This window comes from Alterirhizorhabdus solaris, assembly GCF_007785815.1.
Lineage (GTDB): Bacteria > Pseudomonadota > Alphaproteobacteria > Sphingomonadales > Sphingomonadaceae > Alterirhizorhabdus > Alterirhizorhabdus solaris.
Genome location: NZ_VNIM01000035.1, coordinates 1 through 25,423, shown reverse-complemented (window position 1 = coordinate 25,423; position 25,423 = coordinate 1). Strand labels below are relative to the sequence as shown.

The 25,423-nt window shown below is 62.6% G+C and carries 26 protein-coding genes; 13 read left to right on the top strand and 13 right to left on the bottom strand.

Translation table 11 applies throughout. The annotated features are described in order from the left end of the window. Positions 1-4: 4 nt before the first annotated feature. On the bottom strand, positions 5-535 hold the full coding sequence (locus FOY91_RS10185) for a multiubiquitin domain-containing protein (protein ID WP_203234536.1): 531 nt from the start codon (positions 533-535) through the stop codon (positions 5-7). A gap of 155 nt (positions 536-690) precedes the next feature. On the opposite strand from FOY91_RS10185, the gene FOY91_RS10180 reads away from it, so the two are divergent. The 8 genes from FOY91_RS10180 (at position 691) to FOY91_RS10145 (ending at position 6,566) form a co-directional block, all read left to right on the top strand. Next, the gene (locus FOY91_RS10180) at positions 691-903 is read left to right on the top strand and encodes a ribbon-helix-helix protein, CopG family (RefSeq protein WP_093008080.1); all 213 of its coding nucleotides are present in this window, start codon (positions 691-693) and stop codon (positions 901-903) included. Next, positions 900-1,535: a GNAT family N-acetyltransferase gene (locus FOY91_RS10175; protein ID WP_145150957.1), complete on the top strand. Its 636-nt coding sequence runs from the start codon at positions 900-902 to the stop codon at positions 1,533-1,535. The genes FOY91_RS10180 and FOY91_RS10175 overlap by 4 nt, the downstream gene beginning before the upstream one ends. Beyond that, positions 1,532-2,014 (top strand): helix-turn-helix domain-containing protein, encoded by a 483-nt coding sequence (locus FOY91_RS10170; protein ID WP_145150954.1) that lies wholly within the window; start codon positions 1,532-1,534, stop codon positions 2,012-2,014. The genes FOY91_RS10175 and FOY91_RS10170 overlap by 4 nt, the downstream gene beginning before the upstream one ends. A 16-nt stretch (positions 2,015-2,030) precedes the next feature. Continuing rightward, positions 2,031-2,960: an ImmA/IrrE family metallo-endopeptidase gene (locus tag FOY91_RS10165; RefSeq protein WP_145150951.1), complete on the top strand. Its 930-nt coding sequence runs from the start codon at positions 2,031-2,033 to the stop codon at positions 2,958-2,960. Positions 2,961-3,128: 168 nt separating this feature from the next. Then, positions 3,129-3,704: a recombinase family protein gene (locus FOY91_RS10160; RefSeq protein WP_145150948.1), complete on the top strand. Its 576-nt coding sequence runs from the start codon at positions 3,129-3,131 to the stop codon at positions 3,702-3,704. Continuing rightward, positions 3,701-5,164, top strand: coding sequence for an N-6 DNA methylase (locus FOY91_RS10155; protein ID WP_145150945.1), 1,464 nt, complete (start codon positions 3,701-3,703; stop codon positions 5,162-5,164). Before FOY91_RS10160 ends, FOY91_RS10155 begins: the two co-directional genes overlap by 4 nt. Continuing rightward, entirely contained in the window at positions 5,154-6,074 is a 921-nt protein-coding gene (locus FOY91_RS10150) for a hypothetical protein (RefSeq protein ID WP_145150942.1), read from the top strand. Before FOY91_RS10155 ends, FOY91_RS10150 begins: the two co-directional genes overlap by 11 nt. 12 nt (positions 6,075-6,086) lie before the next feature. Next, positions 6,087-6,566, top strand: coding sequence for a hypothetical protein (locus FOY91_RS10145; RefSeq protein ID WP_145150939.1), 480 nt, complete (start codon positions 6,087-6,089; stop codon positions 6,564-6,566). Between the two features lie 108 nt (positions 6,567-6,674). Here the strand turns inward: FOY91_RS10145 and FOY91_RS10140 are convergent, their stop codons facing one another. Then, the gene (locus FOY91_RS10140; protein WP_238995425.1) at positions 6,675-6,980 is read right to left on the bottom strand and encodes a hypothetical protein; all 306 of its coding nucleotides are present in this window, start codon (positions 6,978-6,980) and stop codon (positions 6,675-6,677) included. Between the two features lie 271 nt (positions 6,981-7,251). On the opposite strand from FOY91_RS10140, the gene FOY91_RS10135 reads away from it, so the two are divergent. From FOY91_RS10135 to FOY91_RS10125, 3 genes are all read left to right on the top strand, one after another. Then, entirely contained in the window at positions 7,252-7,905 is a 654-nt protein-coding gene (locus FOY91_RS10135; protein WP_145150933.1) for a ParA family protein, read from the top strand. A gap of 182 nt (positions 7,906-8,087) precedes the next feature. Beyond that, positions 8,088-8,231: a hypothetical protein gene (locus FOY91_RS22330; protein ID WP_238995424.1), complete on the top strand. Its 144-nt coding sequence runs from the start codon at positions 8,088-8,090 to the stop codon at positions 8,229-8,231. Beyond that, positions 8,228-9,181, top strand: a complete 954-nt coding sequence (locus FOY91_RS10125; RefSeq protein ID WP_056454948.1) for a replication initiator protein A — start codon at positions 8,228-8,230, stop codon at positions 9,179-9,181. Before FOY91_RS22330 ends, FOY91_RS10125 begins: the two co-directional genes overlap by 4 nt. A 737-nt stretch (positions 9,182-9,918) precedes the next feature. On the opposite strand, the gene FOY91_RS10120 is transcribed toward FOY91_RS10125, so the two are convergent. The 4 genes from FOY91_RS10120 to FOY91_RS10105 are packed head-to-tail and all read right to left on the bottom strand — an operon-like array spanning position 9,919 to position 12,314. Further along, positions 9,919-11,469, bottom strand: coding sequence for a type IV secretory system conjugative DNA transfer family protein (locus tag FOY91_RS10120; protein WP_238995422.1), 1,551 nt, complete (start codon positions 11,467-11,469; stop codon positions 9,919-9,921). Beyond that, a complete protein-coding gene (locus FOY91_RS10115) occupies positions 11,469-11,750 on the bottom strand; it encodes a hypothetical protein (RefSeq protein WP_145150929.1) in 282 nt (93 codons plus the stop codon). The genes FOY91_RS10120 and FOY91_RS10115 overlap by 1 nt, the downstream gene beginning before the upstream one ends. Then, on the bottom strand, positions 11,747-11,971 hold the full coding sequence (locus FOY91_RS10110) for a conjugal transfer protein TraD (protein WP_145150926.1): 225 nt from the start codon (positions 11,969-11,971) through the stop codon (positions 11,747-11,749). Before FOY91_RS10110 ends, FOY91_RS10115 begins: the two co-directional genes overlap by 4 nt. A 13-nt stretch (positions 11,972-11,984) precedes the next feature. Then, the gene (locus FOY91_RS10105; RefSeq protein WP_145150923.1) at positions 11,985-12,314 is read right to left on the bottom strand and encodes a conjugal transfer protein TraD; all 330 of its coding nucleotides are present in this window, start codon (positions 12,312-12,314) and stop codon (positions 11,985-11,987) included. 174 nt (positions 12,315-12,488) lie between these two features. Between FOY91_RS10105 and traA the strand changes: the two genes are divergently transcribed. Continuing rightward, positions 12,489-15,431: a Ti-type conjugative transfer relaxase TraA gene (gene traA / locus FOY91_RS10100; protein ID WP_145150920.1), complete on the top strand. Its 2,943-nt coding sequence runs from the start codon at positions 12,489-12,491 to the stop codon at positions 15,429-15,431. Position 15,432: 1 nt separating this feature from the next. Then, the gene (locus tag FOY91_RS10095) at positions 15,433-16,170 is read left to right on the top strand and encodes a DUF6118 family protein (RefSeq protein ID WP_145150917.1); all 738 of its coding nucleotides are present in this window, start codon (positions 15,433-15,435) and stop codon (positions 16,168-16,170) included. A 414-nt stretch (positions 16,171-16,584) separates the two neighbouring features. Here FOY91_RS10095 and FOY91_RS10090 read toward each other — a convergent pair whose 3' ends face one another. The 7 genes from FOY91_RS10090 to FOY91_RS10060 all read right to left on the bottom strand — a co-directional run. Beyond that, on the bottom strand, positions 16,585-19,086 hold the full coding sequence (locus FOY91_RS10090) for a heavy metal translocating P-type ATPase (RefSeq protein WP_145150914.1): 2,502 nt from the start codon (positions 19,084-19,086) through the stop codon (positions 16,585-16,587). After that, positions 19,083-19,691 carry a cation efflux transmembrane domain-containing protein gene (locus tag FOY91_RS10085; RefSeq protein WP_145150911.1) on the bottom strand — a complete coding sequence of 203 codons (609 nt, stop codon included), beginning with the start codon at positions 19,689-19,691 and terminating at the stop codon, positions 19,083-19,085. The genes FOY91_RS10090 and FOY91_RS10085 overlap by 4 nt, the downstream gene beginning before the upstream one ends. Further along, positions 19,688-20,371, bottom strand: coding sequence for a ZIP family metal transporter (locus FOY91_RS10080; protein ID WP_145150909.1), 684 nt, complete (start codon positions 20,369-20,371; stop codon positions 19,688-19,690). Before FOY91_RS10080 ends, FOY91_RS10085 begins: the two co-directional genes overlap by 4 nt. A 31-nt stretch (positions 20,372-20,402) precedes the next feature. Then, positions 20,403-20,783: a hypothetical protein gene (locus tag FOY91_RS10075; RefSeq protein ID WP_145150906.1), complete on the bottom strand. Its 381-nt coding sequence runs from the start codon at positions 20,781-20,783 to the stop codon at positions 20,403-20,405. Beyond that, positions 20,780-21,277: an SRPBCC domain-containing protein gene (locus FOY91_RS10070; protein WP_162527199.1), complete on the bottom strand. Its 498-nt coding sequence runs from the start codon at positions 21,275-21,277 to the stop codon at positions 20,780-20,782. Before FOY91_RS10070 ends, FOY91_RS10075 begins: the two co-directional genes overlap by 4 nt. 61 nt (positions 21,278-21,338) lie before the next feature. Next, the gene (locus FOY91_RS10065) at positions 21,339-24,557 is read right to left on the bottom strand and encodes an efflux RND transporter permease subunit (protein WP_145150900.1); all 3,219 of its coding nucleotides are present in this window, start codon (positions 24,555-24,557) and stop codon (positions 21,339-21,341) included. Positions 24,558-24,561: 4 nt separating this feature from the next. Next, positions 24,562-25,423 (bottom strand): efflux RND transporter periplasmic adaptor subunit (locus FOY91_RS10060; protein ID WP_145150897.1); only part of this gene is annotated, 862 nt, incomplete at its 5' end.

The window sequence follows — 25,423 nt, the reverse complement described above, 5'->3', positions numbered from 1 at the left end:
TTGCTTAGCCCTCCGTCGTTTGGTTGGTGCCGGTGAAGAAGCGCTCCAGCCCCTTCGGGCTCAACGGCGCCGTGGCGCCATCTGCGATCGGCCGGTCCTCGCCGCCATGGACCTCGAGCCAGACGCCGTAGATTGCGGCATCCACCTTCGCGAGCTTCTTCAGCACATCGCCACGAATCTCCGGGCTCCCCCAGATGAACTCGTCACCGTCAAGGGTGAAGCGATAGAGAGCGTCGGACCGGAAAATCAGAAAACGCTCGACCTTGTTTGCGAGCAAATCCGCCGTTTCGTCGAGATTGAGGGCGTTCAGGCGGCCATTGGGCGCCATCGAGATAACCAGATGCTCCTCAATCGGCCGGAGACCGGCCAACTCGATCAGCTGCCGAGCCGTGGGCTGAGGGTCAGTCGTCACCGCTGAACGGTAACTCAAGCGTTCGTCACCGAGTTCGACGCGGTAGCTCATGCCCGGGCGGGGGCGGCGCCCTTCCCGGATGCAGCCGCTGATGTCTTCGATTTCATCTTGGAGAGTCGCCATCGGCGTACCTTTCTATGGATCAGGCGGAAGCCCAATGCCCCGCTTGGCACCCATATAATGGCTAGAAAGTAGCTATTCAATAGCCAATACCTAGCTTATTCTAATTGACATATTGGCTACCTGGGTCTATATGCGTGCCCGCAGTTGGAGGTAGTATGGTCGCGAAGAAGACGATGACGCTCAATCTCACCGATGCCGAGATGCGCGCATTGGATGAGCTGTGCGAAAAAAAGGATCTCAGTAAAACCGCGGTCATGAGACAGGCGCTCCGACTGTACCAGCTCATCGAAAATCGGGTTGAGAAGGGCGACAAGCTCTTTTTTGAAGATGAGGCTACCAAGGAAAAGGCAGAGGTGATGATGCTATGACGATCACCGTAAGCCCAGTTTACCTGTTCAATGCTGTAACCAACGAAGCTGAGTCGGCGGAGCTTTGGGACGGCATCACAGAGAAACAACTAGGTGACTGGGAGGGCGAGTGGCTCCCAGAGCTATTTAAGTCCGTTCAGAAGTTGCATCGTGCAGGCGTTGAAAGACGTCATTGGCCGCAAAGCCGCCATTGGAATTGGCGGAAAAAGACCGAGGCTCTTCAGGGGATGCTCGCCCAGCCCGGCTTTAGCATTGTCTGTAACGGCATGACGCAAGGAATGATGATCCTCGACACCGTAATGAAGCGATGTCGAATAGAGCAGCAGAAGGGCAAAGAAATTGTCTATGTAGACTTTGTTGAAAATGCGCCGTGGAACCGCCCTGATCTTCATGACCCCGCTTTGTATAGAGGCGTGGGTAGCGTCATGATTAACGCGGCTATAGCGCAAAGCAAGGAGCTAGAATTTAAAGGGCGCATTGGCCTCCACTCTCTGCCGCAGGCAAATAGCTTTTATGCTAATACCTGCGGAATGTCTGATCTTGGAATGGACGCGAATTATCAAAACTTGCGTTATTTTGAGATGACATCCGAGCAAGCGGAGGCCTTCATCGCGAAAGGAACCCAGCCATGAAGGTTGAGATCACGAAAGAGTGGTGCCTTAGAATGGCTCAAATCGAGGGTAATGCCGAGATTGGAGCTGGCCTACATTCTATCGATCCGATCTTCGACGGTGAAGCGATGTCCGATGACAAGTCCAATCAGGACACAGGCATCGCCTTTGGTCGGTTTGTGCGGCTTATGCGCCGTAACAAAGGACTGACTTTAGAAAAGCTTGCCGAAGACGCGGACTTAGAAATCTCCGAACTTATAGAAATAGAAGACGACTCACATCACAAGCCAGAACTAAGAACCGTTTATCAGCTGGCCAACTTCTTTGATATCCCCAGAAACAATCTGCTTCAAGTGGCGGGTCTTGTGACCGCAAAGAATGACAATATAGCTAGTGAGGCAGTTCGGTTTGCAGCCAGATCAGAGGCGGTGACCGCTTTGACACAGCAAGAACGTATTGCACTAGAGGAATTCATTAGCGTTCTAAGCAAAGAAGATTAGGAAAAGGGCGGTCTATATGAGTAAGAACAGAATACTTTCAGAAAAGACCGCTCACGATATTGATCGGCGGGTAGAGCGTGTTCTCAAGGGCTTAGGTAATCCAGAGCCGCCTTTGCGGCTCGAGGATGTCAGGCATCTACTAAAACTGGATAAGGCGTTTTACACCGCCAGCAACCCAAGTGCGGTGCAAGAGAAAATCAGCCGTATTCGGGTGGCTACAATCCAGGTCTACGAGAGACCAGCTTTGCTCTGGGATGCCATCAAAAAGCTGTCGTTGAAGGCGCTCTACCTACCAGATCGGCGCAGGATCCTTTTAGATGGTGACTTGCCGGAAAAGAAGCATCGCTGGAATGAGGCTCACGAGATCGGTCATAGCCTGATCCCTTGGCATGAAGACGTCATGCATGGGGACAACAATCATACATTGCTCCCCCACTGTCATGAGGAGGTCGAAGCTGAGGCGAACTTTGCGGGTGGACGCCTTCTCTTCCTTCAAGACCGATTCACAGAAGAAGCGCTGTCATCATCTGCGACGATTTCGATCATCAAAGAGTTGCACGGTAAATTCGGGAACACGCTGTCGACGACCCTATACCGGTTTATCGAGGTGGCCGGAACAGACCGGCCGCTTGTAGGGATGATCACTGGCCACCCGCATAAGTCCAAGAGGAAAGCCGACTTCGACGCTTTGAATCCGGCTAAATACTTCATCCAATCTCCAATGTTTGCCGAGAGATTTAGTAAGATGTCCGAAAGAGATGTCTTTAACGCCGTGGCTGGATACTGTGGTGCGCAACGCGGAGGGATACTGGGGGAGAGCGACCTGATACTCACCGACGACAACGGTGACGATCATCGCTTCCACTTCGAGACCTTCTACAACACGCACGACGCGCTAACCCTCGGAGTATATCGCGGGCTGGAAGCTCGCATTATCGCTGCCTAAGTGTGCCGTGGCGCATCCGACGAGCCTCCGGCAAACGGCGGTTTAAAGGAGAGCTGGCGCCTCTGGGCAGCGTACCCGGTCTGTTCTTTCCTATTGTCTCCGAAAACGCTCTCTTGTACGCTCCTCCGAATTCCGGGGATGCCGGTATGAGTTTTCGGAGGTTGAGCCTTGTTCGTCGGCTATGCACGCGTCTCGACCCGCGATCAAAATCCAGCCTTGCAGCTCGAGGCCCTTCGTGGTGCCGGCTGTGAGAAGGTGTTCATGGAGAAGGCGTCGGGCGCGCAACGCGATCGGCCGGAGCTGCAGGCCGCGATGGATTATCTCCGCGCCGGTGACGTGTTGGTGGTCTGGAAGCTTGATCGCCTTGCCCGGTCCGTTCGTCAGCTAGTTGAAACCGCGGAGTTGCTGCAGGAGCGCGAGATCGGGCTGAAGGTCCTCACCCAAGCGATAGACACGACCAGTCCAGGTGGGCGACTGACCTTTCACCTTCTTGCGGCCATTGCTGAATTTGAGCGTGAGCTGACTCTCGAGCGTACCCAGGCCGGTTTAGCTCACGCACGTGCGCTGGGACGTCGAGGTGGCCGCAAGCCTTCGATGGGCGAAGCGGAGATCCGGCGTGCCAAGGCGATGCTGTCTGATCCGTCGATCACGGTTGAGGAAGTAGCGCGGCAAATGGGCGTTCAGCCCTCGACGCTGTACCGGCACATACCGGGTGGCCGTAGCTCGCTCGAGCAGGCGGCATGACCGTGCGTCTCTCGCAGAAGGAGGCGGGCGCCTATTACACCCCGAACGATGTCGTCTCTGCACTCGTCAGTTGGGCGGTACGGCGAGATGGGGACCGTATGCTTGATCCAAGCTGCGGTGATGGTCGCTTCCTGGTCGAGCACCCGAACAGCGTTGGGATCGAGCAAGATCCTGTTTCAGCTCATGTTGCGATCTCCCGCGCGCCTGCAGCGCTCGTCCATGAAGGCGACTTCTTTCAATGGGCTGAGGCCACGGCTGAACGCTTCGAGTGCACAGCCGGCAACCCACCCTTTATTCGCTATCAGACCTTCAAAGGCCCTGTCCGCGCTCGAGCCCTAGCCCTGTGTGCGGCGCAGGGAGCCGCCTTCAGCGGACTAGCCTCCTCGTGGGCACCTTTCCTGGTCGCTACAGCGGGATTGTTGAAGCCAGGAGGCCGCATGGCGTTTGTCGTGCCGGCTGAAATCGGACACGCCCCTTACGCTGCACCGCTGCTCGAGTATCTCGTTGCCCACTTCAAGCGCGTGCAGCTTGTAGCGGTGCGTGAGAAGCTGTTTCCGGACCTCTCTGAAGACTGCTGGCTCCTCTACACTGAGGGTTTTGGCGGTACGACCGACCACATCGCTTTTACCGTTCTCGACCGCTTCGCGTGGAGTGCCCGGCCACCCAAGCAGGCCGAGAAGATACCGCTCACCGAGTGGCGCGAGAGCTGGAACCGGCGGTTGCGGCCTTACTTGTTGCCAGCCTCCATCCGGAATGCATACCGCGCTATTGCTGGCGATCCTGACAGCCATCGACTGAGCAGCTTTGCTAGCGTCGGGATCGGCTATGTCAGTGGCGACAACGGCTTTTTTCATCTTCGACCTTCAGAGGCGAAGCGATGGAAGATCCCAGGCGCCTATCTTCATCCAACCGTTCGGACCGGGCGGATGCTCGCTCAGAGGTCAATCACGCCGACTACGGTCGCGGCATGGCAGAAGGCGGATGAGCCGGTCATGTTGCTCCGTCTACGGCGGGGGCAGGAGATCTCGGCATCTGTGCGCCGCTATCTCGACAGCAGCGCCGGCCAGGAAGCACGGCAAGGCTATAAGTGCCGCAACCGGGAACCCTGGTACGCAGTCCCCGATGTTCAGGTGCCCGACTTTATCATGAGCTACATGGCCGGTCGCAGCGCCAACCTCGTACAGAATTCGGCAGGCGTCACCTGCACGAACACTGTCCACGGAGTTCGCGTGCGCGATCAGGGGCTGGCTACCAAGCTCCTGCCCAGTTGGGGCACACCTCTTTCCCAGCTTAGCTGCGAACTCGAGGGGCATCCCTTGGGTGGCGGAATGCTCAAATTGGAGCCGCGAGAAGCTGGACGCTTGCTGTTCGCCGCATCAGGCGCGATCACACCGGCAAGTGCGTCGGCGCTGGAAGAGGGAATCTCGATTATGCAGCGCTGGCGTCATTATGGCGGGTGAGGTTTGCCGTTGGACGACCCAGGCTCAGGCTCTTTCCGCTTTCGCCGACTTCACCGGCAAGACGCAGAGTGCCAGCCACATCAAGCCCCTTCACTGGTACGTTGCCTGCCGGTTGGTGCTCGAGGGCGGGTTCGATCCCGACGACATCACGCCGCGACCGCCGTTCAGGGTTGAGCGTCGATCCGGTCGACCTCCGGTCCTGCACTATGATGAGGCTCGCGCCGGCGGGGGCGAGCGCACCATTCTCGGAGGCCTCAAAACCAAGAACGTCGATGTGGTGGTCACACGCGACGGTATCGGACCGGTGTTGGCTGTTTCCTGCAAGGGGGTGACGGGCGCTTTTCGCAATCTTACCAACCGCATGGAAGAGACGATCGGTGAGTGCACCAACCTACACATCACCTACCCGGCTCTTGTCTTAGGCTACCTCGTTCTCCTCCGAGCAAATCGGCAAGCAGAAGAGTTGCTCGAGGGGGTGGGTGAGGCAGCGGGCACTGAACCGGAGAAGGTTCTGGCCGCAAACGACCTAGCCCTGACTGCCGGTGGTGACCCGGTCGCCGGCATCATGCGCTTTCACAATGCTCTTCGCGAACTGGTTGGACGCCGGGGCATTCGTAACGACGTGAGCCGGTATGAGGCGATCGGCTTTGGCATGGTAGAGATGAAGCCCGGCGCTCGAGGCGGCCTTCTTGATCACTATCCAGAGGACGACAGTGTGCTCCGCATCGAGCGATTTTTTGGCACACTTTACCTTCGCTACGACGAGCGCTTCGTAACCAGCGCACCTGATCTCGCCAGCAAGACGCGACGCCTTGAATGGGCTGCCGACTCTCCCGCCCTCAAAATTGCTGGTCTCGACTATGAGGGACGATCAGTGCCGGTTGTGCCGCTCCAGGAAGCAGAGAGCTGAGCATTGTCTCCGTTGGAGGTGATTGCCGCGAAGCGGGCCCATCTGGCGCGGCTTGCCAATGAGGGAGGCGCTGCCGGTGAGCAGCAAGCAATCTTGTCCATGGAGCAATGGGTTCCTCGCCCGAAAGGCCCAGGCTTGCGGGTCCTACTTGAGGAACTGGCTGACACCGGGATCGTCATTAAGGCATCCAGCTTCGACGCCCTTGCCCTCCCCTCGCCTATCGACATTGCCAGTCGGACGGAGCTTCGAGCATCCCTTCCTGCGATCACCTTCGTAGAAATCAAGGCTGCCAATCAGCCGCGAGTACAGCCTGGCTTCGGCGGATTTTTCTTCGCGCTTACCGAGAGTGAGATTGCTGCAGCCGACCAGCTTGGCCCGCGGCATCGAGTTGCCCTTTTCAACAAGCTGACTGGCGAGATGCTGCTTACATCAGTTCCTGAAATCTTGGCCCGAACCAAATCGATGAACTGGCAGCTCTCCGTTCAGCTGTAGCTGCTGCGAAGAGTGCCCTTAGGCGAACAAAACCCCGAACGTCTGCGCTAACCGACTAGCCCACTAAGCCACTAAGCTACTAAGCGACTAAGCGGCGCCTCATGATGATTAATCAGCCGTCGCAAAGACGCCATTGATGAACCTTCCGCGCTCCGTTTTTCCATTAAGCTTGCGGATCATCACGTCCGGATTATCACTATCGAGCGAGTAGAGAGGCACGCCCTTTTTGGCGCGAAGCCGAACGCCAGGCTTCGCGACCCGCTTAGCCAGGCGCTCAAGAGCTTCCGTGCTAGCCTTTACGTGATGCTGGACCATGGCCGCGGAAGGCGGAGGAGCCACGACCGTTACGTCGCCAAAGCGCGTCTTGCGTGCCTTCACCTTCTGTGCACCGGGCTGGATAATCTTATCGAGCACCACATTCTGCCCCCTCCCCCGCTGCTAGTTCCATCCGCAATCTGGAAATAGGCTCAAAGGTCTCGTTCGGCTAGGATTGCTTGTGCGGAGTGCACCTCGTGCAAGTGGCCGAAGAGGGCTCGGGCGCCCTTGTGGCCACTGGAGGAGGAACGCGCTGATCGATACGATCCGGTCGAAACGATGCATGGCCGATCCGCTAAGCGATTAATATCCTTTACCACTAAGCGGCTAAGCGGCATAAGTCGCTTAGCCGCTTAGTAGGAGCAAAGCTGTGCAGGTATGGGCCGTCATCGCGCAGAAGGGTGGGCAATCGAAAACCACCCTTTCAACTGGCTTCGCCGTAGAGGCGGCGCGGGAAGGGGCGTCCGTCGTCATTCTTGATGCCGATGACCGGCAAGGGTCGGCACTCTATTGGTCGGAACGCCGCGACGACGACGACGTGATAGTGAAGGACAGCAGCGTCGCCGGCCTTCCGCTGCACGTTTCGCGTGGACGCGCCAGCGGCAAGATCGATCTTATCATCATCGACACACCCGCGAACTCCAAGGACATCGCCATGCTCGCGGCCGAGCAGGCGGACTTCGTCATCGTCCCCGTCGCGCCGCGTGGACTGGACGTTCATTCGGTTTTGCAGACCGTCAAGCAGGTGCAGCAAGCAGGCACCCCATTTGCGGTCATCCTGACCCAAGTTCCGCACCAAGGCGGGGAGGGGCAGGAGGCCCATGCCGGCTTCGCAGCCAAAGGCGTGACGCTGTTCGACAGCCGGCTTCATTTCCGCAAGGATTACTACAAGGCCACTCCTCTCGGGCGGACGGCGGCCGAGACAGAGCCGGACAGCAAGGCTGCAGCCGAGCTGCGCGCCGCCTATAATGAGGCTAAGCGACTAAGCGGCTTTACGACTAAGCAAGTTAGCGAGGCAGCATAATGGCAAAGAGACCCTCTGCACTCGCCAGCATCTTCGATGATGAGCCAGAGCAGGCGGCAGCGGCTCCCATCGCCGAGGCTGCCTCCGAGCCGCAGCAGGCGGTCGCGCCACTCCGATCGCGGCGATCAGCCGAGACGCCGGTAGTGCCAGCGCGTCGCAGCAGTCATCCAGGTAAGAAACCCGTGCTGATCCACATTCCCGAGGACATGCACCGCGCGCTGCGCCAGCTCAGTGTGGAGGAAGGCGGGGAGCCGCTCACCGTCGTCACCGAGCGCCTGCTCCGGCAGTATCTCGTCAAGCGGGGCCACACCAGGTTTGCTCCGTGAGCAAGCGGCGTGATCCCAACCCCGAGTTCGACCTGTTCATCCCGGCGCTTGGTGACCTCCCGCTCAAGGATCAGCGGGAAGTCATGGAGCGTCCGTTCTTCTCGCTGCAGAAGCGCAAGCGTCTCAAGCCCATTGAGTATCGCAGCCCGGACGGCGAGGCATGGGTACGCGTACAGGCAATCCCAGACTACGGCATGGCGACGATTTGGGATGCGGACATTCTGATATGGGCGGCATCTACCCTGAATCGCATGAAGCAGCAGGGCTTGAACGACCTGCCGCGCACGCTGACGACGACGCCTTACGACCTGTTGCGAGCTATCAAACGCGGCACTGGCGGCAGGGACTATCAGGAGCTGCAGGCGGCGCTGCTTCGTCTCCAGACGACCTCCATCACCACCTCAATCCGCGCGACTAAGCGCCGGCAGAAGGCTGGCTTCAACTGGCTCGATAGCTGGACCTTCGACACCGACGCCGAGACCGAGCAACCGCGGGGCATGACGCTGACCCTTTCGGATTGGGTTTATGAGGGGATAGTCAACGAGAAGTCGTTGCTTACCATGCATCCCGACTATTTCCTCCTGTCCGGAGGACTGGAGCGGGCGCTGTATCGCATCGCGCGCAAGCATGCCGGCACGCAGCGCGGGGGATGGTTGTGCCGGGTAGAGGTGCTCCGCGACAAGACGGGCAGCGACGCCCAGCCCAAGGAGTTCAACCGGATGCTCCGGCGCGTGATCGAGGCCGACCAGCTTCCCGACTATACAATGGAGACTGCGGAAACGACCGACAAAAGCCCGGCCGTGCTGTTCAGGCTCCGCGGCGAGGCCGAGGCGCTGGCGCTGGCCGAGAAGATGCGCGTGGAGGAGGAGCGGCGCGCCCGCATCGACGCCGATCGCCGGCGTACGGACGAGGTGGACGCCCATATGGACCGGCTTGCCGGCCGGCGGTGAGTATCGGGGTTTCACCCACCTCAACGCTATCTATCGGGGTATCACACACCGGTTAAAATCATCGGCTGATCGCCGAAGCACGTTAGCTCGGATGGGACAGGCGGTCAGTCTGTGGATAACTCGCGCGAGGAGGCGATCGCGGCACCGCCAAACCCGGGGTTTCACCCACCATTCGTTCGGGGGATCACACACCGCACTATCGGGGGATCACACACCGAATCACGGGGTTTCGCCCACCGGCTGTGCTTCTAAGCGACTGAGAAAGCGGGAGGAATCGGGGCATTTTCACCCCTTAACCTTCTTAAAGATTCCTATTTAACAGAATCACTTAATCTCACACGACAACGCCAGAATGCAAAAGGGCTAATGGAATCGGCCTACCGGCCGATGCACCATTGTTGCGTGACGGCGTAGCCGTCACCAGAGCGGCGCAAGCGCCGCAGGGCTAGGCGGGAAGGAAGTCGGCGAGGTGGTAGCAGAATCACGCTCCAGCGCCGTCTGGAGCGACTGCCAGGGCAGGGAAGGACTTCTACTGAAGAGGGAGGCCCCGGTAACGACAAACGTCGCCAGAAGGGCTTAAATCGCCATGCGGGTTTGGCACGCGCTTAATCATGACACCGCCGCTACCGGTGGGTCTAACTTCCCGTCCGCGAAAGCACGAATTATCGCCGGTCATACAGGGAGGGGCGCTGCCTTAAGGCGCGGCAGGTGTGTGTGTTCGTGCTTTCGCGGACCATTCAAGCCGGATCAAACAGGCCTGCAAACTCACGCTGATCGTAGTAGCGGATTTTCTCGACCGCGAGGGGGTGTTCGCCCTGGCGGAGCAGCAGGAGCTGGTCGGGCCGCATCCGCATGATTTCGTCGGGGGTGGCGAGCCGGCGGGCGGAGACGTGCCCGCTGACGCTTTCCGAGGGGCCAGCGCGATTTTCACCCCAGCCGGTGCCGCGCGACGTGCTGACGGTATCATATTCGATCGTGGTGTCGCCGATCGTGCGCGAGAGCATGTCGGCGGTCGCATGGTCGTTGACCCCGAAAGTCTGGATCACGCCCGCGTTGGACATGAACGTGCCGGCGCGCTCGCCATAGGTGGCCTTGAGTTGATGCATGTCCTGGAGGATCGGCCAGAGCTGGAGGCCATAGCCGGCCATCAACCCCATCGCGCGCTCGACCGGTTCTAGGCGGCCGAGGGCGGCGAACTCGTCCAGCAGGAACAGCACGGGCCGGGCAGGGCGGGCGGTGGACCGCGCCATGTCGGTGACGGCCTGGCTCACCAGCAGCCGCAGCCAACGGGCATAGGTATCGAGCCGATCGGGCGGCAGGCACAGGAACACGGTGGCGGTCGTGTCCTTCAAGCCCGCGAAGGTGAAATCCGAGGCGGCCGTGCTGGCGACGATGCGGGGGCTATCGAGAAAGTGGGTGTGGCGCTGCGCCGAGGACAGCACCCCTGCCGCTTCGCGGTCAGACTTGCCGAGCTGGCGGTTGGCGGCGCGGGCGATCAGGCCACCGGCGCCGACGCTGGCCTGCATATCGGCCAGCAGCGCGGCGAAGCCGGCAGGGGCGAGCGTCAGCTTGTCGCGCACCGTCGCCAGCACTCGGGCGTCGGCAGGTTCGTGGACGACGGTGTGCAGGATCAGCCCGGCGATCAGCGCCTTGGCTTCCTCGTTCCAATGCGCTTCGCCTGATTGCCCCGGCGCGTCATGGACCAGCGCGTCGGCGAGGGTGTTGGCATCTTCCGCAAGATCGAGGCTGGCGGGATCGAGCCGGTCGAGCGGATTGTAGCGGGCAGGAGGCTGACCCGACACGCCGAACGGGTCGAGACACCAGACCTTGCCCTTGGCGGCACGCGCGCGGGCTGTAACGCGGGCGTTCTCGCCCTTGGGGTCGATGCAGATCACCGAGCGATCGAGCAGCAGCAGGTTGGGGATGATCGTGCCGACGCCCTTGCCCGACCGGGTGGGTGCCATCGTCAAAAGATGCGCCGCGCCGTCGTAATGCAGCAGCTTCCCCGACTTCGCCGAGCGGCCGATCAGAAGATCCCCGTTCGCTTCCAGCTTCCGCACATCGGCTCGGTCGCCGAAGCGGGCGGAGCCGAGCAGATCACTGCGCTGGTTGGCGGCACGTCGGTTGAAGCGCCAGGCCAGGAACAGGATCGCGCCCGCCAGCAGGAACGGAATGTCGGTCGCTATCTCGCCATAGCCGAAGATGCCCTTGAGCCAGGCGTTGCTCGCCATCAGCACCACGAAGGCGACGAAGACCGCGAACAGCGGGCTGATCCGTCGCCGGGGCATCAGTGCGCTTCCATCGGCGTCACCGGCAGGGACCGGTCGGCGTCGGGATGATCGAGCAGCCGGAGCAGGATTTGCGACACGACGGGAGGGGGTACGCCCTCGTCCAGCATCATCGCGAAAAACGCATCGTCGTTTGGCGTCGGGATCATGTTTTCGATCACGAGATTGGCGCGCGAGTCCGCCATGTCCTCGTGCCACATGGCGACCTCCGCCGGGGTGCCGCGCACGAAATCCATCGCACGGACCTGGCGGCGGATCGTCTCGATATCGAAATCACTCATTGCGTTTCGCTCCCTTCCGCTTCCGCGTCGAACGCCCGCTTGCCGCGCCGCTTCCATAGCGTCAGCACGTCGCCGGCGTCGTCGCCGCGCCCACGCCCGGCGAGATCGAGCAGCGCGCCGTAGAGGGTGGTGCGATCGTCGTCAGTCAGTTCGACCAGGCCGGCTTTCTGGACCAGCCCGCCCAGCTCAATCAGGTGGCGTGTTCGCTCGCGACGTTGCACGACCCAGCCCCTGCTATCCGTTCGGCGTTCCGCCGCTTCCGCCCGCAGCGTCGCCGCCCGGTTCAATCGCAGCGCCCGATCCGTCGATCGCAGCAGCGCCGCCACCTTTGCGCCCGCGCCGTTGAAAGAAGGCCGCGCCCTTCGCGCGCCATGCCTCCTTCGCGCCCGTATCCTTTGATCCGATCGCATCGAGCAGGACACCGGCGAGGGTTTCAGTATCGAGCGCATCAGCCCCGGTTGCGGCGACGAGCTGGCCAAGCTGTTCGATCCGCTTCGCCTTGAGCGCGCGGGCCTTGTCGCCCAGCGCTTTCAGTTCGGCATCGTAATCGCGAACCTTCCGCATCGCTTTCACCCTTCCGCGTATCTGTCAGTAGCATCCTAGCGTCTTCAGCATGAGGGTAAAGCCGGAACAAGTAGATAGCAGCACGAGGTCAATCACGAGGAGCGCAGCGAGTTGTGAGTGCGCGCTTATACGTCGTTGCCGACGTGCACTAAGTAGGGCAGTGTGCGGAGCGTCATGGCGATCTACCATTTCTCCGCCAAAGTTGTGAGCCGCGCGAACGGATCGAGCGCCGTCGCGAGCGCCGCCTATCGTTCCGCGTCCGAGCTGCACGACGATCGGCTGAATCGCGACCACGACTTCTCGAACAAGGCGGGCGTCATTCACTCCGAGGTGATGTTGCCGGAGGGAGCGCCGGAGCGTTTAAACGACCGCACGACCTTATGGAACGAGGTGGAGGCAGGGGAGAAGCGCAAGGACGCGCAGCTTGCCCGCGAGGTGGAGTTCTCGATTCCGCGCGAGATGGACGAGAAGCAGGGCGTCCAGCTCGCACGTGATTTCGTAAAAGAGCAGTTCGTTAAACGCGGCATGGTCGCGGACCTGAATGTGCATTGGGACAAGGCGAAGGACGGCACGCCCAAGCCGCACGCGCATGTCATGCTGGCGATGCGCGACGTAGGGCCGGAAGGGTTCGGCAAAAAGAACCGCGACTGGAACTCGACCGAGCTGTTGAAGGACTGGCGCGAGGCGTGGAGCGCGCACGTCAACGAGCGCATGGCCGAGCTTGGGCTTGAGGGCCGCATCGACCATCGCAGTTACGAGGCGCAGGGGATCGGGCTGGAGCCGCAGCACAAGATCGGCCCGGCCGCATCGCGCAGGCCGGAGCAGGGACTTGAGGCGGAGCGGATCGAGGATCACACGCGCATCGCCCGCGAGAACGGCGCGAAGATTATCGCCAATCCCAATGTCGCGCTGGACGCGATTACCCGGCAGCAGGCGACCTTCACCACCCGCGACCTTGCGACGTTCGCGTTCCGGCACAGCGACGGCAAGGAGCAGTTCGACCAGGTGATGGGGGCGGTGCGGGGATCGCCCGAGCTGGTCGCATTGGGGAAGGACGGCCACGACCAGGAGCGGTTCACGTCGCGCGACATGATCGCGGTGGAAAACCGGCTGGAGCGGGCCGGCGACGAGCTGGCGGGCCGGGGCGAACACAGTGTCGGCGATCGGCATCGTGACGCCGCTACGGCCAAGGCCGAGGAGCGGGGCCTTGTCCTGTCGGGCGAGCAGCGCGACGCCTTCGATCATGTGACCGGCGACGCGGGGCTGGCGTCGGTCGTCGGGTACGCCGGTTCGGGCAAATCGGCGATGCTTGGCGTGGCGCGTGAGGCTTGGGAGGGGCAGGGCTACACGGTGCGCGGCGCGGCGTTGTCAGGCATTGCGGCCGAGAATCTTGAGGGCGGGTCCGGCATTCAGTCCCGCACCATCGCCAGCCTTGAACACGCATGGGAGCAGGGGCGGGAGCAGCTAGGCCCGCGTGACGTGTTGGTCGTGGACGAGGCGGGCATGATCGGGTCGCGCCAGATGGAGCGTGTGCTGTCCCAAGCGCGCGACGCCGGGGCCAAGGTAGTGATGGTCGGCGACCCCGAGCAGTTGCAGGCGATCGAGGCTGGCGCGGCGTTCCGCAGCGTCACCGAGCGGCACGGCGCGGCCGAGATCACCGAGATACGCCGGCAGCGCGAGGACTGGCAGCGCGACGCGACGCGCGCGCTGGCGACGGGGCGCACCGGCGAGGCGATCCATGCCTATGACGGCAAGGGCATGGTCCACGCTGCCGACACCCGAGAGCAGGCCCGGGGCGAGCTGGTCGACGGTTGGGATCGCGCGCGCCAGGCCGAACCAGGCAAGAGCCGGATCATCCTCACCCATACCAACGCCGAGGTGCAGAGCCTCAATGGCGAGGCGCGCGACCGGTTGCGTGCATCCGGCAACCTTGGCGACGACGTGACGGTGAAGGCCGAGCGCGGCGAGCGTCAGTTCGCGACCGGCGACCGCATCATGTTCCTGCGCAACGAGCGCGGCATGGGGGTGAAGAACGGCACGCTGGCGACGATCGAGCGGGTATCGTCCGAGGGCATGGCGGTGCGCCTTGATGACGGGCGCGGGGTCGCGTTCGACACCAAGGACTATGCCCATGTCGATCATGGGTATGCGGCGACGTTCCACAAATCGCAGGGCGTGACGGTCGATCGGGCGCACGTCCTCGCTACCCCCGGCATGGACCGGCACAGCGCCTATGTCGGCATGTCGCGGCACCGCGACGATATGCAGCTCCACTATGGCCGCGACGATTTCGCCGATCAGCGCCAGCTCGTCCGCGCCCTGTCGCGCGACCGGGGCAAGGACATGGCCGGCGACTATGCCCGGCCCGAGCAGGACCAGGCGCGCGCGTTCGCCGATCGGCGCGAGATCCGGTTCCCGGAACGCGCGCGCCAAGTGGTCGAAAAGGTCCGGGCAAAAGCGCGGGGCATGTTTGACGGTTTTCGGCCGAAGCCGGCCATTGTGAAAGAGAAAGAGGGTCCGATTAACACCGCTCGCGACCGCAGCGAGGGGGGTCCGATTAACACCACTTCGAACAGCTCTCAGGCGAGGGCGATCGAGCGCTATGGTCGTGCCGCAGCCGATATAGGCCGGATGCGGGAGAAGGGATTGCCGGTGCTGGCACACCAGGAACAGGCGCTGGCGAAGGCGGGTGATGCGCTCGATCAGGTGCGGCCACATGGCGCGCGCGACCTAGCTAGCGCGATCGAACGCGACCCCCGGCTTGTCCACGACGCGGCCGAGGGGAACACGGGCGGCGCGGCGAAGGCGATGGAAACGGAGCGCCAGGTCCGCATCGATCCGGAGAAGCGCGCGGGCCGGTTCGTGGAGCAGTGGCGGACCATGAAGGAGGCGCAGGCCAGCATGGAGCGTGCCGGCGATCGTGCGGGTGCGGAACGGCTCGGCAAGCGAATGGAGGGCATCGCGGGCGGGCTACACCGCGACCCGCAGCTCGAATCCGCGTTGCACCGGCGCGCGCCTGAGCTGGAACTGAAAATGGAGCGCGGTCGATCGATCGCAAACGAGCTGGCGCAGTCGGTCACGATTGGCCGCGACCGCGATCATGGCATGAGCCGGTAGGATGAGCATGGACGACGATATTCAGGAAGGCGGCGATCCGGCGGAGGCGTTCGACCGGTTGCGCGCCGTGATAGAAGGCCAGGACCGTGAGCTGGCGTTGCTACGCCGTGCCGTGGAGGGCTTGGCGGCCGAGCGGGCGCATATCGACGTGCCGGACTATTCCGAGACGCTGGGGCGGATGCAGCAGGGCGTGGACGCCACGGCCGAGCAAATTGCGGTCATCAACGACGTGATCGCGCGGAGTCCGGCGCTGGCGATGACGCCCGAGCAGATGGCGCAGCGGATCGCCGCAGCGGGCAACGCGGCCCGGCGTGAGGATCAGGCAGTGCTTGCCAAGGCGGGCGAGGACAAGGCCCGCATCATGGCCGAGCTTCGCACCATTGTCGGATCGGCATGGACGCGGGCCGACCAGAAGAACCGGCAACTATGGTTCGGGCTAGGCGGCGCAGCGGCCGGCATCCTTGCATGGGCGATCCTGCCCGGCCTCGTCGCGCGCGAGATCGCGCCGGCAAGCTGGCAATGGCCCGAGCGCATGGCGGCGCGGACGCTCGACCTTCCCCGTTGGGAAGCAGGGCAGCGGATGATGCAGAGCGCCAGCCCGACCGCGTTTGGAGCGGTCGTCGCAGCCGACAGGATCGTGACGGCAAACCGCGAAACGATCGAGGGATGCAGCAAGGTCGCAGGCCGTAAGCGCGAGCCGGTGCGATGTACGATCCGGGTTGCACCTAGCAGCCGTTAGTTGAACGTTTGCAAGCTACCATGTATGTGACGGATACACGCGGCCTCCTAGCGGAGTGTCCGTTTCCCGCTAGGGAACTAAGGGCCAAGGCCGTCCTAAGGGGCGGCCTTTGGCTTATCTGTGGCCTGCAGGACCTGTTAGATGGGCCTCGATATTGTTTCTTTTGCGCGTATATTGGCCGCAATATGGCCGTCCCCTCTGTTGCTGGCATCAAGGGGCGGCCTTCTTTTTGCTAGTGCGTTTAGCGAGAAGCTGCCGAGCAAGTCACCGGCGCGAAGTTGCCGGTCTTGCAGAAGGCGTGCTAGAATCGATTGCGGAGGCTTTGCACGCGAGGCGTGCATTGCCTTCTCCTACTTCCGCCGGCGTAGCTTCCTATCAAAGTGTGCCACGTGGCACACCTTCGCTCAGCGTTGTTTAAGCTGCCTTGCCTGCCGGATCGCGATAGGCGAGCAGTCGAAGAGCGTTGAAAACCACCAGCAGCGTCGACCCCTCGTGCACCGCAACCGCCGGGCCGATGCCAAGGCCGAAGATCGTAGCGGGAACCAGCAGCGCCACGATTCCGAGGCTGACGAATACATTTTGCCGGATGATCCCACGCGTTTGTCGGCTCAGTCCTACCGCGAACGGCAGGTGCGCGAGGTCATCGGCCATCAACGCCACATCGGCCGTCTCCAGGGCGACGTCCGAGCCCGCAGCGCCCATCGCGATCCCGACTGTAGCGTTGGCCATTGCCGGTGCGTCGTTGACGCCATCACCCACCATCGCGACCTTGTCGGTCTCCGCCATCTTCTTGATCGATGCGACCTTGTCCTCAGGCATGAGGTCGCCCCAAGCTTCATCGAGACCGACATCCTTGGCGATTGCCTCCGCAACCTTCTGGTGATCGCCCGAAATCATAATCATCCGGGTGATGCCCATGCCGCGCAGACGTTCCAGCGCAGCCTTGGCTTCGCCACGCGGCGTATCAAGCAACCCGATGGCACCAAGATCGCGATCGCCTTTCCTGACCACCATCGTAGTGCGACCGTTCTCGCGCAACTCTGCCACGGCGGCGGTTGCTGCCGCTCCCAGCGAGGGCACGCCCTCTGCACCGAACATCTCGACCTTGCCGATCCACACCGTTTCGCCGCCGACGGTCGCAACCACACCCCGACCGGTAAGGCTCTTCAGGTCGCTCGCAGCCGGTATCGCGCTGTCACCAAGCTTTTCCCGCCCGTCCTTAACAATAGCCTGTGCAAGGGGGTGATCGCTTAGGCCCTCAACAGCGACGGCGACCGCCAGCAGGTCGGTTTCGCTCGCGCCATCGACCGGCACCACGTCGGTGATGCGAGGACGGCCTTCGGTCAGTGTCCCCGTTTTGTCGAATGCGATAGCCTTCAAGGATCCGAGATTTTCGAGCGCCGCACCGCCCTTGACCAGCACGCCGCCCCGAGCGGCGCGGGCCACTCCGGACAGAACGGCGCTCGGCGTTGCGATAGCCAGCGCGCACGGGCTCGCCGCGACCAGGACTGCCATTGCCCGATAGAAACTATCGCGGAACGGCTCGTCCACCACCACCCAGGCAAAGAGCAGCAGGACGGTGAGGATCAGCACGGCGGGCACGAAGATGCGCTCGAACCGGTCAGTAAAGCGCTGCGTCGGCGATTTCTGCGTCTCTGCCTCGCTGACCATCTTCACGACCTTGGCGAGCGTGCTTTCGCTTGCCCGACGCGTCACCTCGATTTCGATCGCGGCACCTCCGTTGATCGTGCCAGCGAAGACACGGGAGGCGGCATCGACGGCGTCGGGCTTCGCTCGGGCTACGGCGACGTCGGCAACCGGTGCTTTGTCGACAGGAATGCTCTCGCCGGTCACGGGCGCCTGATTGATTGCGCTCGTGCCCTTGATGACAAAGCCATCTGCCGGCAGGCGTTCATTGGGGCGGACGATCGCGACGTCGCCAACCTGTAGTTGTGCGGCCGGGATTTCCAGGGTTTGCCCGTCGCGGCGCACCGTCGCGGTCTCGGGAGCGAGTTCGGCCAATGCTTCAATTGCGCGTTTTGCGCGGCCCATCGCGTAATGTTCGAGGGCATGGCCAATGCTGAAGAGGAATAGCAGCAGCGCACCTTCCGCCCATGCGCCCAAAGCAGCCGCACCGGCTGCCGCGACAAGCATCAGCGTATCGATCTCGAACTTCTTGAGTTTCAGGTTGTCGATCGCTTCGCGCAACGTGAAGAACCCGCCGAAGCCGTAAGCCGCGATGTAGAGGGCGGTCGGAAGCCATTCCGGCGTCCCGGGCACCAGTTTTTCAATGGCGAAGCCGATCCCCAGCATTGCGCCACAGGCGAGCGCGAAGATCAGCTCGGTGTTCGGTCCGAGAAAATCAGCATGGGAGTGGTCATGCCCGTCACCCGGGCCATGCCTTTCCTCGCCGGCAGCATGGCCGCCGGGGCCATGATCGTGGCCGGCGTGATCGTCGGTTGCGAGCTGCTTGGGTCGCTTGAGACCGAGCCCGGCAAGTGCGTCAACGATCGCGCTTTCGGTGATCCGCTCACGGTCGAATTCCACTCGTACCGTGCCGGCCGAACTGGCGTCGGCCTGAAGGACGCCAGGGATCGCACAAAGCGTCTCTCCGATCGTCCGGGCGCGGCGTTCGTGGCCGATCCCCTTCACCTCCCAAGCGGCGTGGCCATATCGCCCGCTGATTTCGGCACCCGCCGCGCGGACCATCTCGCGGACGCGCGGCAGCGGCAGCGCCGCAGGGTCGAAATGGATGCAGAGCTTTGCCGGGACATCCCCTGCGGCGGGCAAGACATGCGCGCGATCGACGCCAGGCTTGGCGCTCAACGTCGAGACGAGCCGGCCGACGCAGGCATCGGCCTCATCCGGCACTTCAGGAAGGAGGACAGGTATGTCGAGTTCGAGTTTGTCGGTCATGCGGTCTTGTCCTCGTCGCTTTTGCTTTCGGCGCGGGCGTCGCGCAGGATTTCGATGCCACCCTTGATCGCGATGAGCGCTGTCGCGAGCCCGACCACGAGGTCGGGCCAGTTCGTCCCCAGCCAAAGGACAAGCGCGCCGGCTATCAGGATGCCGCCATTCGAGATGAAATCGTTGAAGCTGAACGTCGTCGCTGCCCGCAGATTGACGTCAGGCTGCTTGATCCGCTGAAGGAGCCGCAGGCAGATATAGTTCACGACAGCGGCAACGGCCGACATGGCCATCATCGTCGGACCAATCGGCTCGCTGCCCTGAATGTATCGGCGGCCGACGTCGAGAAGGATGCCGATAGCAAAAAGCAACAGCATCACGCCCGAAGCCGTGGCCGCACGGGTCTTCCAGACCGGTCCGTGGCTGAGTGCAACGAGACTGAGGGCGTAGACGGCCGTGTCAGACAGGTTGTCGACGCCATTGGCGATCAGGGCACTGGAATCGCCGATCAGGCCGGTTGCAAAGAAACCGGCGGCGATCGCCGCGTTGAGCAACAGCACAATCCATAGCGTGCGACGCTCGTCGGAGACCTGCCCGTTCCGTGAAGCCGTCATGCCATGATTTCCTCAATCAGGAGGAGCGCGAGGAAGCCGACAAAGAACATTGCGCTGATAAGGGGCGAGTCCGGCTTCTCGTGCGCCTCGACCAGGAGCTCTTCGGTGACGAGATATAGCAGCGCCATTAGACCGAAGCTCAGGAATCCGGTGATCCACACCGGCGTCAGCAACGCTACCGGCTGCGCGACCAGCGCGCCGATCGGCACCAGCAGCGCCAGTACGCAGGTCAGGCCGATCGCCTTCACCTTGCGATACCGGCGTGTCAGATCGTTGGTGAGGGTCAGGGCCAGGAACAGCACTTCGAGGGTCAACGCGACCGCCAGCAGCGTGCCAGCCTTCTCGCCGGCGATGAACGCGAGGCCGAGGACCAGGCCATCTATCGCAAGATCGAGTCCGATCGCGGCGAGGAGCGCGACAGGCCCCTCAAACCGGTTTTCCGCGGCCTTGAGGCCGAGCATCACGGTGACGCCAAGCGCCCCGCCGATCAGCGTAGCGGTCGGAGAACCGCCGTGCTTCACCAGCGGCAGGATCTCTGTCGCAGCGGCGGCGAACACCACGCCGGCCGCCAGGTGCTGCATGGCCGCGACCAACTTTTCGCCTGGCGTGCGCCACCCGGCGATGAGTGCTCCGATCATGATTGCGAGCATGGGGATCAGGGAGAATTTGAGCGCTGCCATCGTCAGGCCCGTTCAATCCGAGCGCGATCAGTCATTGCTGCGTTTCCTTCCTGCACACGACCGGACGCTGCCCTGTCGCCTCAATCCTGATTTCGTTGCCCGAGAAGGTCGCGCTTTGAGCGTCGCCAACATATTGCAGCCCTTGCGAGGGCGCGGTGAGGACGATCGGCGTTGCGCGAGCCTCGCTCCGCAACTCCACCGTCAAACCTTGGTCTTTGAAATCGATCAGAAGCGCCCGGTTGTCGTCGCACCGATAAGGGTGGCGACCGGGTGTGCCACTGGCGACACCGCTGTCGCTGGCGTGAATCTCCTGTTCGGTCGGCGGCCCTTTTCGGGGCTGCTCGGAACAGCCCGACATGACCAGCGCCGCGCCCATGCTCAGGCTGGCGAGCGCAGCACGGAATGCGGTCATTTCCGCCTCCGCTGTCCGTTCACCCCGGCACGGACTGGTGGGGTGCGATGCTTTGACAACGGCGAAGCAGACAGACGCCGAAGATGGCGCTCCAGGCACTCGTCGGATCGAACCAGGCTAGCCTGAAGCTTGCGACGCATCAGCGCCGCCAATGGAGAGGCGAGTAGGCCGGAAAAACGCAAGCTATGGCGCAGACGCGTGCCCGTAGTGTCCCCTTCCAACGCATAGGCTTCCTCGAACAGGAGGAACTTGGCGACGCCAGCGGTCCAGGCAAATGCCAACGGCTTGTCGGCACGGATGATGTCGGCTTTCGACGTCATGGACCTGTCGAGTCCGCCGATGCGGAATGTGTATGTAGCATCGCCACCAGGGACAGCGGCGCCGGAGAGTTGAATGAAGGGCTTCCACCGCGGATGCCCGGCAAAGTCCGTGAGAACCGTCCATACGCGCAGCGGCGGTGCATTGAGGGCCGTCACATTATCAATCGTCGTCATCTGTGCACCTCCCTTTCCGGTCTGTGGCGAATGGGAGGGCGGTTCTCGCCCTCCCTGCCGATTACGCAGGCTGCGGCACCGGAGCGGCATCGTCCGGCTCATCGACTTTTATCGCTTGGCTCCCAAACCGTGCGTAGAGCGTCGGCAGCACGAACAGCGTGAGCAACGTCGCCGAGATCAGGCCGCCGATGACGACAGTCGCAAGCGGCTTCTGCACTTCGGCGCCGGCACCGCTCGCAAACGCCATCGGCACGAAACCGAGACTGGCGACGAGCGCCGTCATCACGACGGGGCGAAGCCGTTGGAAGGCACCCGCATGCGCCGCTTCGGCCCGGCCCATCCCCGATCGCATCAGGTCATGGATCGATGACACCATGACGAGGCCGTTGAGCACGGCGATCCCCGACAGTGCGATGAAGCCCACCGCGGCGGAGATCGAGAAGTCCATGCCGCGCACGAACAGCAGCAACACGCCTCCCACCAGCGCGAACGGCACGCCGGTGAAGACGATCGCGGCATCGCGTACCGATCCCAATGCCCCGTAGAGCAGCAAGAGGATCAGGACGAAGCACGCCGGGATGACAAGCTGGAGCCGCTGGCTGGCAGACTCCAGGTTTTCGAACTGCCCGCCCCATTCGAGGTAGCTGCCGGCAGGCAGACGTACGCCGCTGGCGACCGCAGCCTGTGCATCCGTCACCACGCCGCCGACGTCGCGCCCGCGCACGTTCGCCTGAACAACGACGCGACGCTTGCCGTTCTCGCGGCTGATCTGGTTCGGTCCGTCTACGACGCCGATGTCCGCGACGCTGGACAGCGGCACATAGCCGCCACCGGCGACCGGCACCTGCACCTGTTCAAGCCGCCCCAGATCGGCGCGTTCGGCATCCGACAAGCGGATGACGACCGGAAACCGCCGATCGCCCTCGAAGATCATGCCGGATTCCCGTCCCCCGAGGGTGGCGGTGATGGTATCCTGCACGTCCTGAGCAGTGACCCCGACCCGCGCCATCGCATCACGGTTCACGCGGATGTCGAGCATGGGAAGGCCCGTCGTCTGCTCAACCTTCACGTCAGCCGCGCCCTCTGTCTTGCGCAGAATGCCGGCGATCTGTTCGGCGGTGCGGTTCATGCTGGCGAAGTCGTCGCCGAACACCTTGACCGCAATATCGCCGCGGACGCCGGCGATCAGCTCGTTGAAGCGCATCTGGATCGGTTGTGTGATCTCATAGGCATTGCCGGGAATTTGGCCAAGCTTGCCTTCCAACCGCTCCACCAGGGCTGCTTTCTCCAGTTTCGGATCAGGCCATTGGTCGCGAGGCTTCAGGATGACGAACATGTCGGTTGCGTTCGGCGGCATCGGGTCGGAGGCGAGTTCGGCCGTGCCCGTCTTGGAAAAGACGAACCGGACCTCCGGTTGCTTCGCTACCATCCGTTCGATCGGCACCTGCATCGCCTGGCTTTGCTGAACCGACGTCGCCGGGATACGCAGTGACTGGATGAGCAGGTCGCCTTCATCGAGCTGGGGGAGGAACACCTGCCCCAACGTCGTGAAAGCCAGCGCCGCTGCGACGAGACTGACGACGCTCGCCCCGATCGTGATCGAGGGCCGCTTCATCGCCTTGTCCAGGCCCGGTTCGTAGCGTGCCTTCAACCAGGCAATGATCCGACCGTCCTTCTCCTCGACCCTTTTCGAGAGCCAGATGGCGATCGCGGCGGGAACGAACGTCAGCGACAGCACGAAGGCGAAGAGCAGCGCGATGATGACGGTGAGCGCCATCGGTCCGAATGTCTTGCCTTCCACGCCCGTGAGCGTGAGCAGCGGCACATAGACGAGGATAATGATCGCCTGCCCGTAGACCGAAGGACGGATCATCTCGCGCGCCGCGGTCGCCACCGATTCCAGTCGCTCCTTTACCGTCAGCAGCCGTCCTTCATGATGCTGTTGCTCGGCAAGGCGTCTAAGCGCGTTCTCGACGATGATGACCGCACCATCAACGATCAAGCCAAAGTCGAGCGCTCCGAGGCTCATGAGGTTCGCCGACACGCCGAGGCGCAGCATCCCGAAACCGGTCAGCATCATCGTGATCGGAATGACAGCCGCGGCAATCAACGCGGCGCGAAAGTTGCCGAGCAGCAGGAACAGCACGACCACGACGAGCAGCGCGCCTTCGCTCAGGTTCTTTGCGACCGTCTTGATTGTCGAGTTGACCAGTGCGGTGCGGTCCAGCACCGGCTGCACCACCACGTCGGGTGGCAACGACGCATTGATCTCCTTCAAACGATCGGCGACCGCGGTCGCGACGTTGCGGCTGTTCTCGCCGATGCGCATGACCGCAGTGCCGACAACGACCTCGGTGCCGTTCTCAGACGCCGAGCCCATCCGGATCGCCTGTCCCGTGCGGACGCTCGCAACCTGATCGAGCGTGATGGGCACGCCCTCCCGGGTTGCGACCACGGTGCGTGCTAGTTCGTTAGCGTTACGCACCAGCGCGTCGGAACGGACCGCCAGGCCCTCGCCATTGCGATTGACGAAGCCGCCGCCCACGCTCGTATTGTTGCGCTCCAGAGCGGTGCCGAGATCGGTCAGTGTAATCTTGAGCGAGGCGAGCTTCTGCACGTCGGGGACGACGAGATACTGTTTGGAGTACCCGCCAATCGAGTCGACGCCGGCAAGGCCGGGCGTGTTCTTGAGCAGCGGTGTTACGATCCAGTCCTGCGCGGTGCGGAGATAGGTTGCCTTGTCCTCCTGGCTGGTCAGCCGCTCGCCTTCAGGCGTGATGTAGCTGCCATCGGGCTGCTGTCCGGGTTCGCCAGGCCGATGCTTGTCGTCTTTCCGATGATCGAGGCGCACGGTCCACATCAGGACCTCACCAAGCCCGGTTGCGATCGGACCCATCTCCGGGTTCACGCCATCGGGCAGGCTTTCTGCGACGCCCTGCAGCCGCTCACCGACCTGTTGGCGGGCAAAGTAGATGTCGGTGGATTCGTCGAAGACAGCAGTGATCTGGGCAAAGCCGTTACGGCTCAGCGAGCGGGTGTTGTCGAGGCCGGGAATGCCGGCAAGGGCCGTTTCGATCGGGAACGACACCTGCTTCTCGACCAGTTCGGGCGACAGTGCGGACGCGCGAACATTGATCTGAACCTGATTGTTCGTGATGTCCGGCACCGCGTCGATCGGGAGCCGGTAGAGGGACCAACCGCCGATAACGGCGGCGATGGCGGTGAGGAGCAGGACGAGCCAACGCTTCTCGACCGCCCATGTGACGATGCGAGCGATCATGACATCAATCCTCGTGCGCCGCTTCGCCCTTGCCGAGTTCGGCCTTGAGCGTGAAGCTGCCGGTAGTGGCGATCTGCTCCCGACCGGTGAGGCCGGAGCGGACGATGACGGTATCGCCGGCAGCGTCGCCGAGCGTGACCGGGGTCGCCTGAAAACCCTTGGGCGTGCGGACAAACACGACCGATTTGCCTTCAACCGTTTGGACGGCTGTCGTCGGCACGCGGATGGCCGAGTTTCCGCCACTTCCGCTCAATTGAACCGAGGCACTGACGGGCTCGCCGACACGCCATTGGCCGCCTCGGTTGTCGAGCGTAGCGATGACTGGCACCTGCCGTGTCTCTGGATCAAGCGCCGGCGACACGAAGCTGATGCGCGCACTCGTCTGCCGCCCCGGCGCCGTCACCATCACCACATTGCCGGGCCGAACCCGCCCGGCATCTTCGGGCTTCAGGTTGAGGGCCAGCGACACCCGGCCGAGGTTCGCGATGCGGTAGAGTTCCGTGTCGGCTGCAACAGTTTGCCCGAGTACGACGGGGCGAGCGATGACCTGGCCGCCAATGGGAGCGACGATGCCGAGCCGATTGAGTCCTCCCCCGCCGCCACCTGCGGCAGACACCTGGCTTTGTGCCTGCCGGTAAGCAATGCTGGCTTCGATCGCCGCAGTGCGTGCGGCGATCAGATCCTGCTCGGGTGAAACGCGTTGCGCGAACAGTCGCTGCTCGCGCGACAAGTTCGAGTTGGCGAGCGCGAGCCTAGCGCGCGATGCCTCGACTTCGCCTTTGAGTTGCGCCGCTTCCCGGCTTTCGATGATCGCGATGGTCTGTCCGCGCCCGACCGACTGGCCAAGGTTCCGGGTCAACGCCACT

Bases quoted from the DNA above. Each gene is read 5' to 3' on its own strand.
- FOY91_RS10175 (WP_145150957.1), top strand. From the start codon at position 900: ATGACGATCACCGTAAGCCCAGTTTACCTGTTCAATGCTGTAACCAAC.
- FOY91_RS10075 (WP_145150906.1), bottom strand. From the start codon at position 20,783: ATGACCGCATTCCGTGCTGCGCTCGCCAGCCTGAGCATGGGCGCGGCG.
- traA (WP_145150920.1), top strand. From the start codon at position 12,489: ATGGCGATCTACCATTTCTCCGCCAAAGTTGTGAGCCGCGCGAACGGA.
- FOY91_RS10180 (WP_093008080.1), top strand. From the start codon at position 691: ATGGTCGCGAAGAAGACGATGACGCTCAATCTCACCGATGCCGAGATG.
- FOY91_RS10085 (WP_145150911.1), bottom strand. From the start codon at position 19,691: ATGACGGCTTCACGGAACGGGCAGGTCTCCGACGAGCGTCGCACGCTA.
- FOY91_RS10165 (WP_145150951.1), top strand. From the start codon at position 2,031: ATGAGTAAGAACAGAATACTTTCAGAAAAGACCGCTCACGATATTGAT.
- FOY91_RS10120 (WP_238995422.1), bottom strand. From the start codon at position 11,469: ATGCCCCGGCGACGGATCAGCCCGCTGTTCGCGGTCTTCGTCGCCTTC.
- FOY91_RS10170 (WP_145150954.1), top strand. From the start codon at position 1,532: ATGAAGGTTGAGATCACGAAAGAGTGGTGCCTTAGAATGGCTCAAATC.
- FOY91_RS10095 (WP_145150917.1), top strand. From the start codon at position 15,433: ATGAGCATGGACGACGATATTCAGGAAGGCGGCGATCCGGCGGAGGCG.
- FOY91_RS10070 (WP_162527199.1), bottom strand. From the start codon at position 21,277: ATGACGACGATTGATAATGTGACGGCCCTCAATGCACCGCCGCTGCGC.
- FOY91_RS10105 (WP_145150923.1), bottom strand. From the start codon at position 12,314: ATGCGGAAGGTTCGCGATTACGATGCCGAACTGAAAGCGCTGGGCGAC.
- FOY91_RS10080 (WP_145150909.1), bottom strand. From the start codon at position 20,371: ATGGCAGCGCTCAAATTCTCCCTGATCCCCATGCTCGCAATCATGATC.
- FOY91_RS10115 (WP_145150929.1), bottom strand. From the start codon at position 11,750: ATGAGTGATTTCGATATCGAGACGATCCGCCGCCAGGTCCGTGCGATG.
- FOY91_RS10090 (WP_145150914.1), bottom strand. From the start codon at position 19,086: ATGACCGACAAACTCGAACTCGACATACCTGTCCTCCTTCCTGAAGTG.
- FOY91_RS10065 (WP_145150900.1), bottom strand. From the start codon at position 24,557: ATGATCGCTCGCATCGTCACATGGGCGGTCGAGAAGCGTTGGCTCGTC.
- FOY91_RS10150 (WP_145150942.1), top strand. From the start codon at position 5,154: ATGGCGGGTGAGGTTTGCCGTTGGACGACCCAGGCTCAGGCTCTTTCC.
- FOY91_RS10185 (WP_203234536.1), bottom strand. From the start codon at position 535: ATGGCGACTCTCCAAGATGAAATCGAAGACATCAGCGGCTGCATCCGG.
- FOY91_RS10155 (WP_145150945.1), top strand. From the start codon at position 3,701: ATGACCGTGCGTCTCTCGCAGAAGGAGGCGGGCGCCTATTACACCCCG.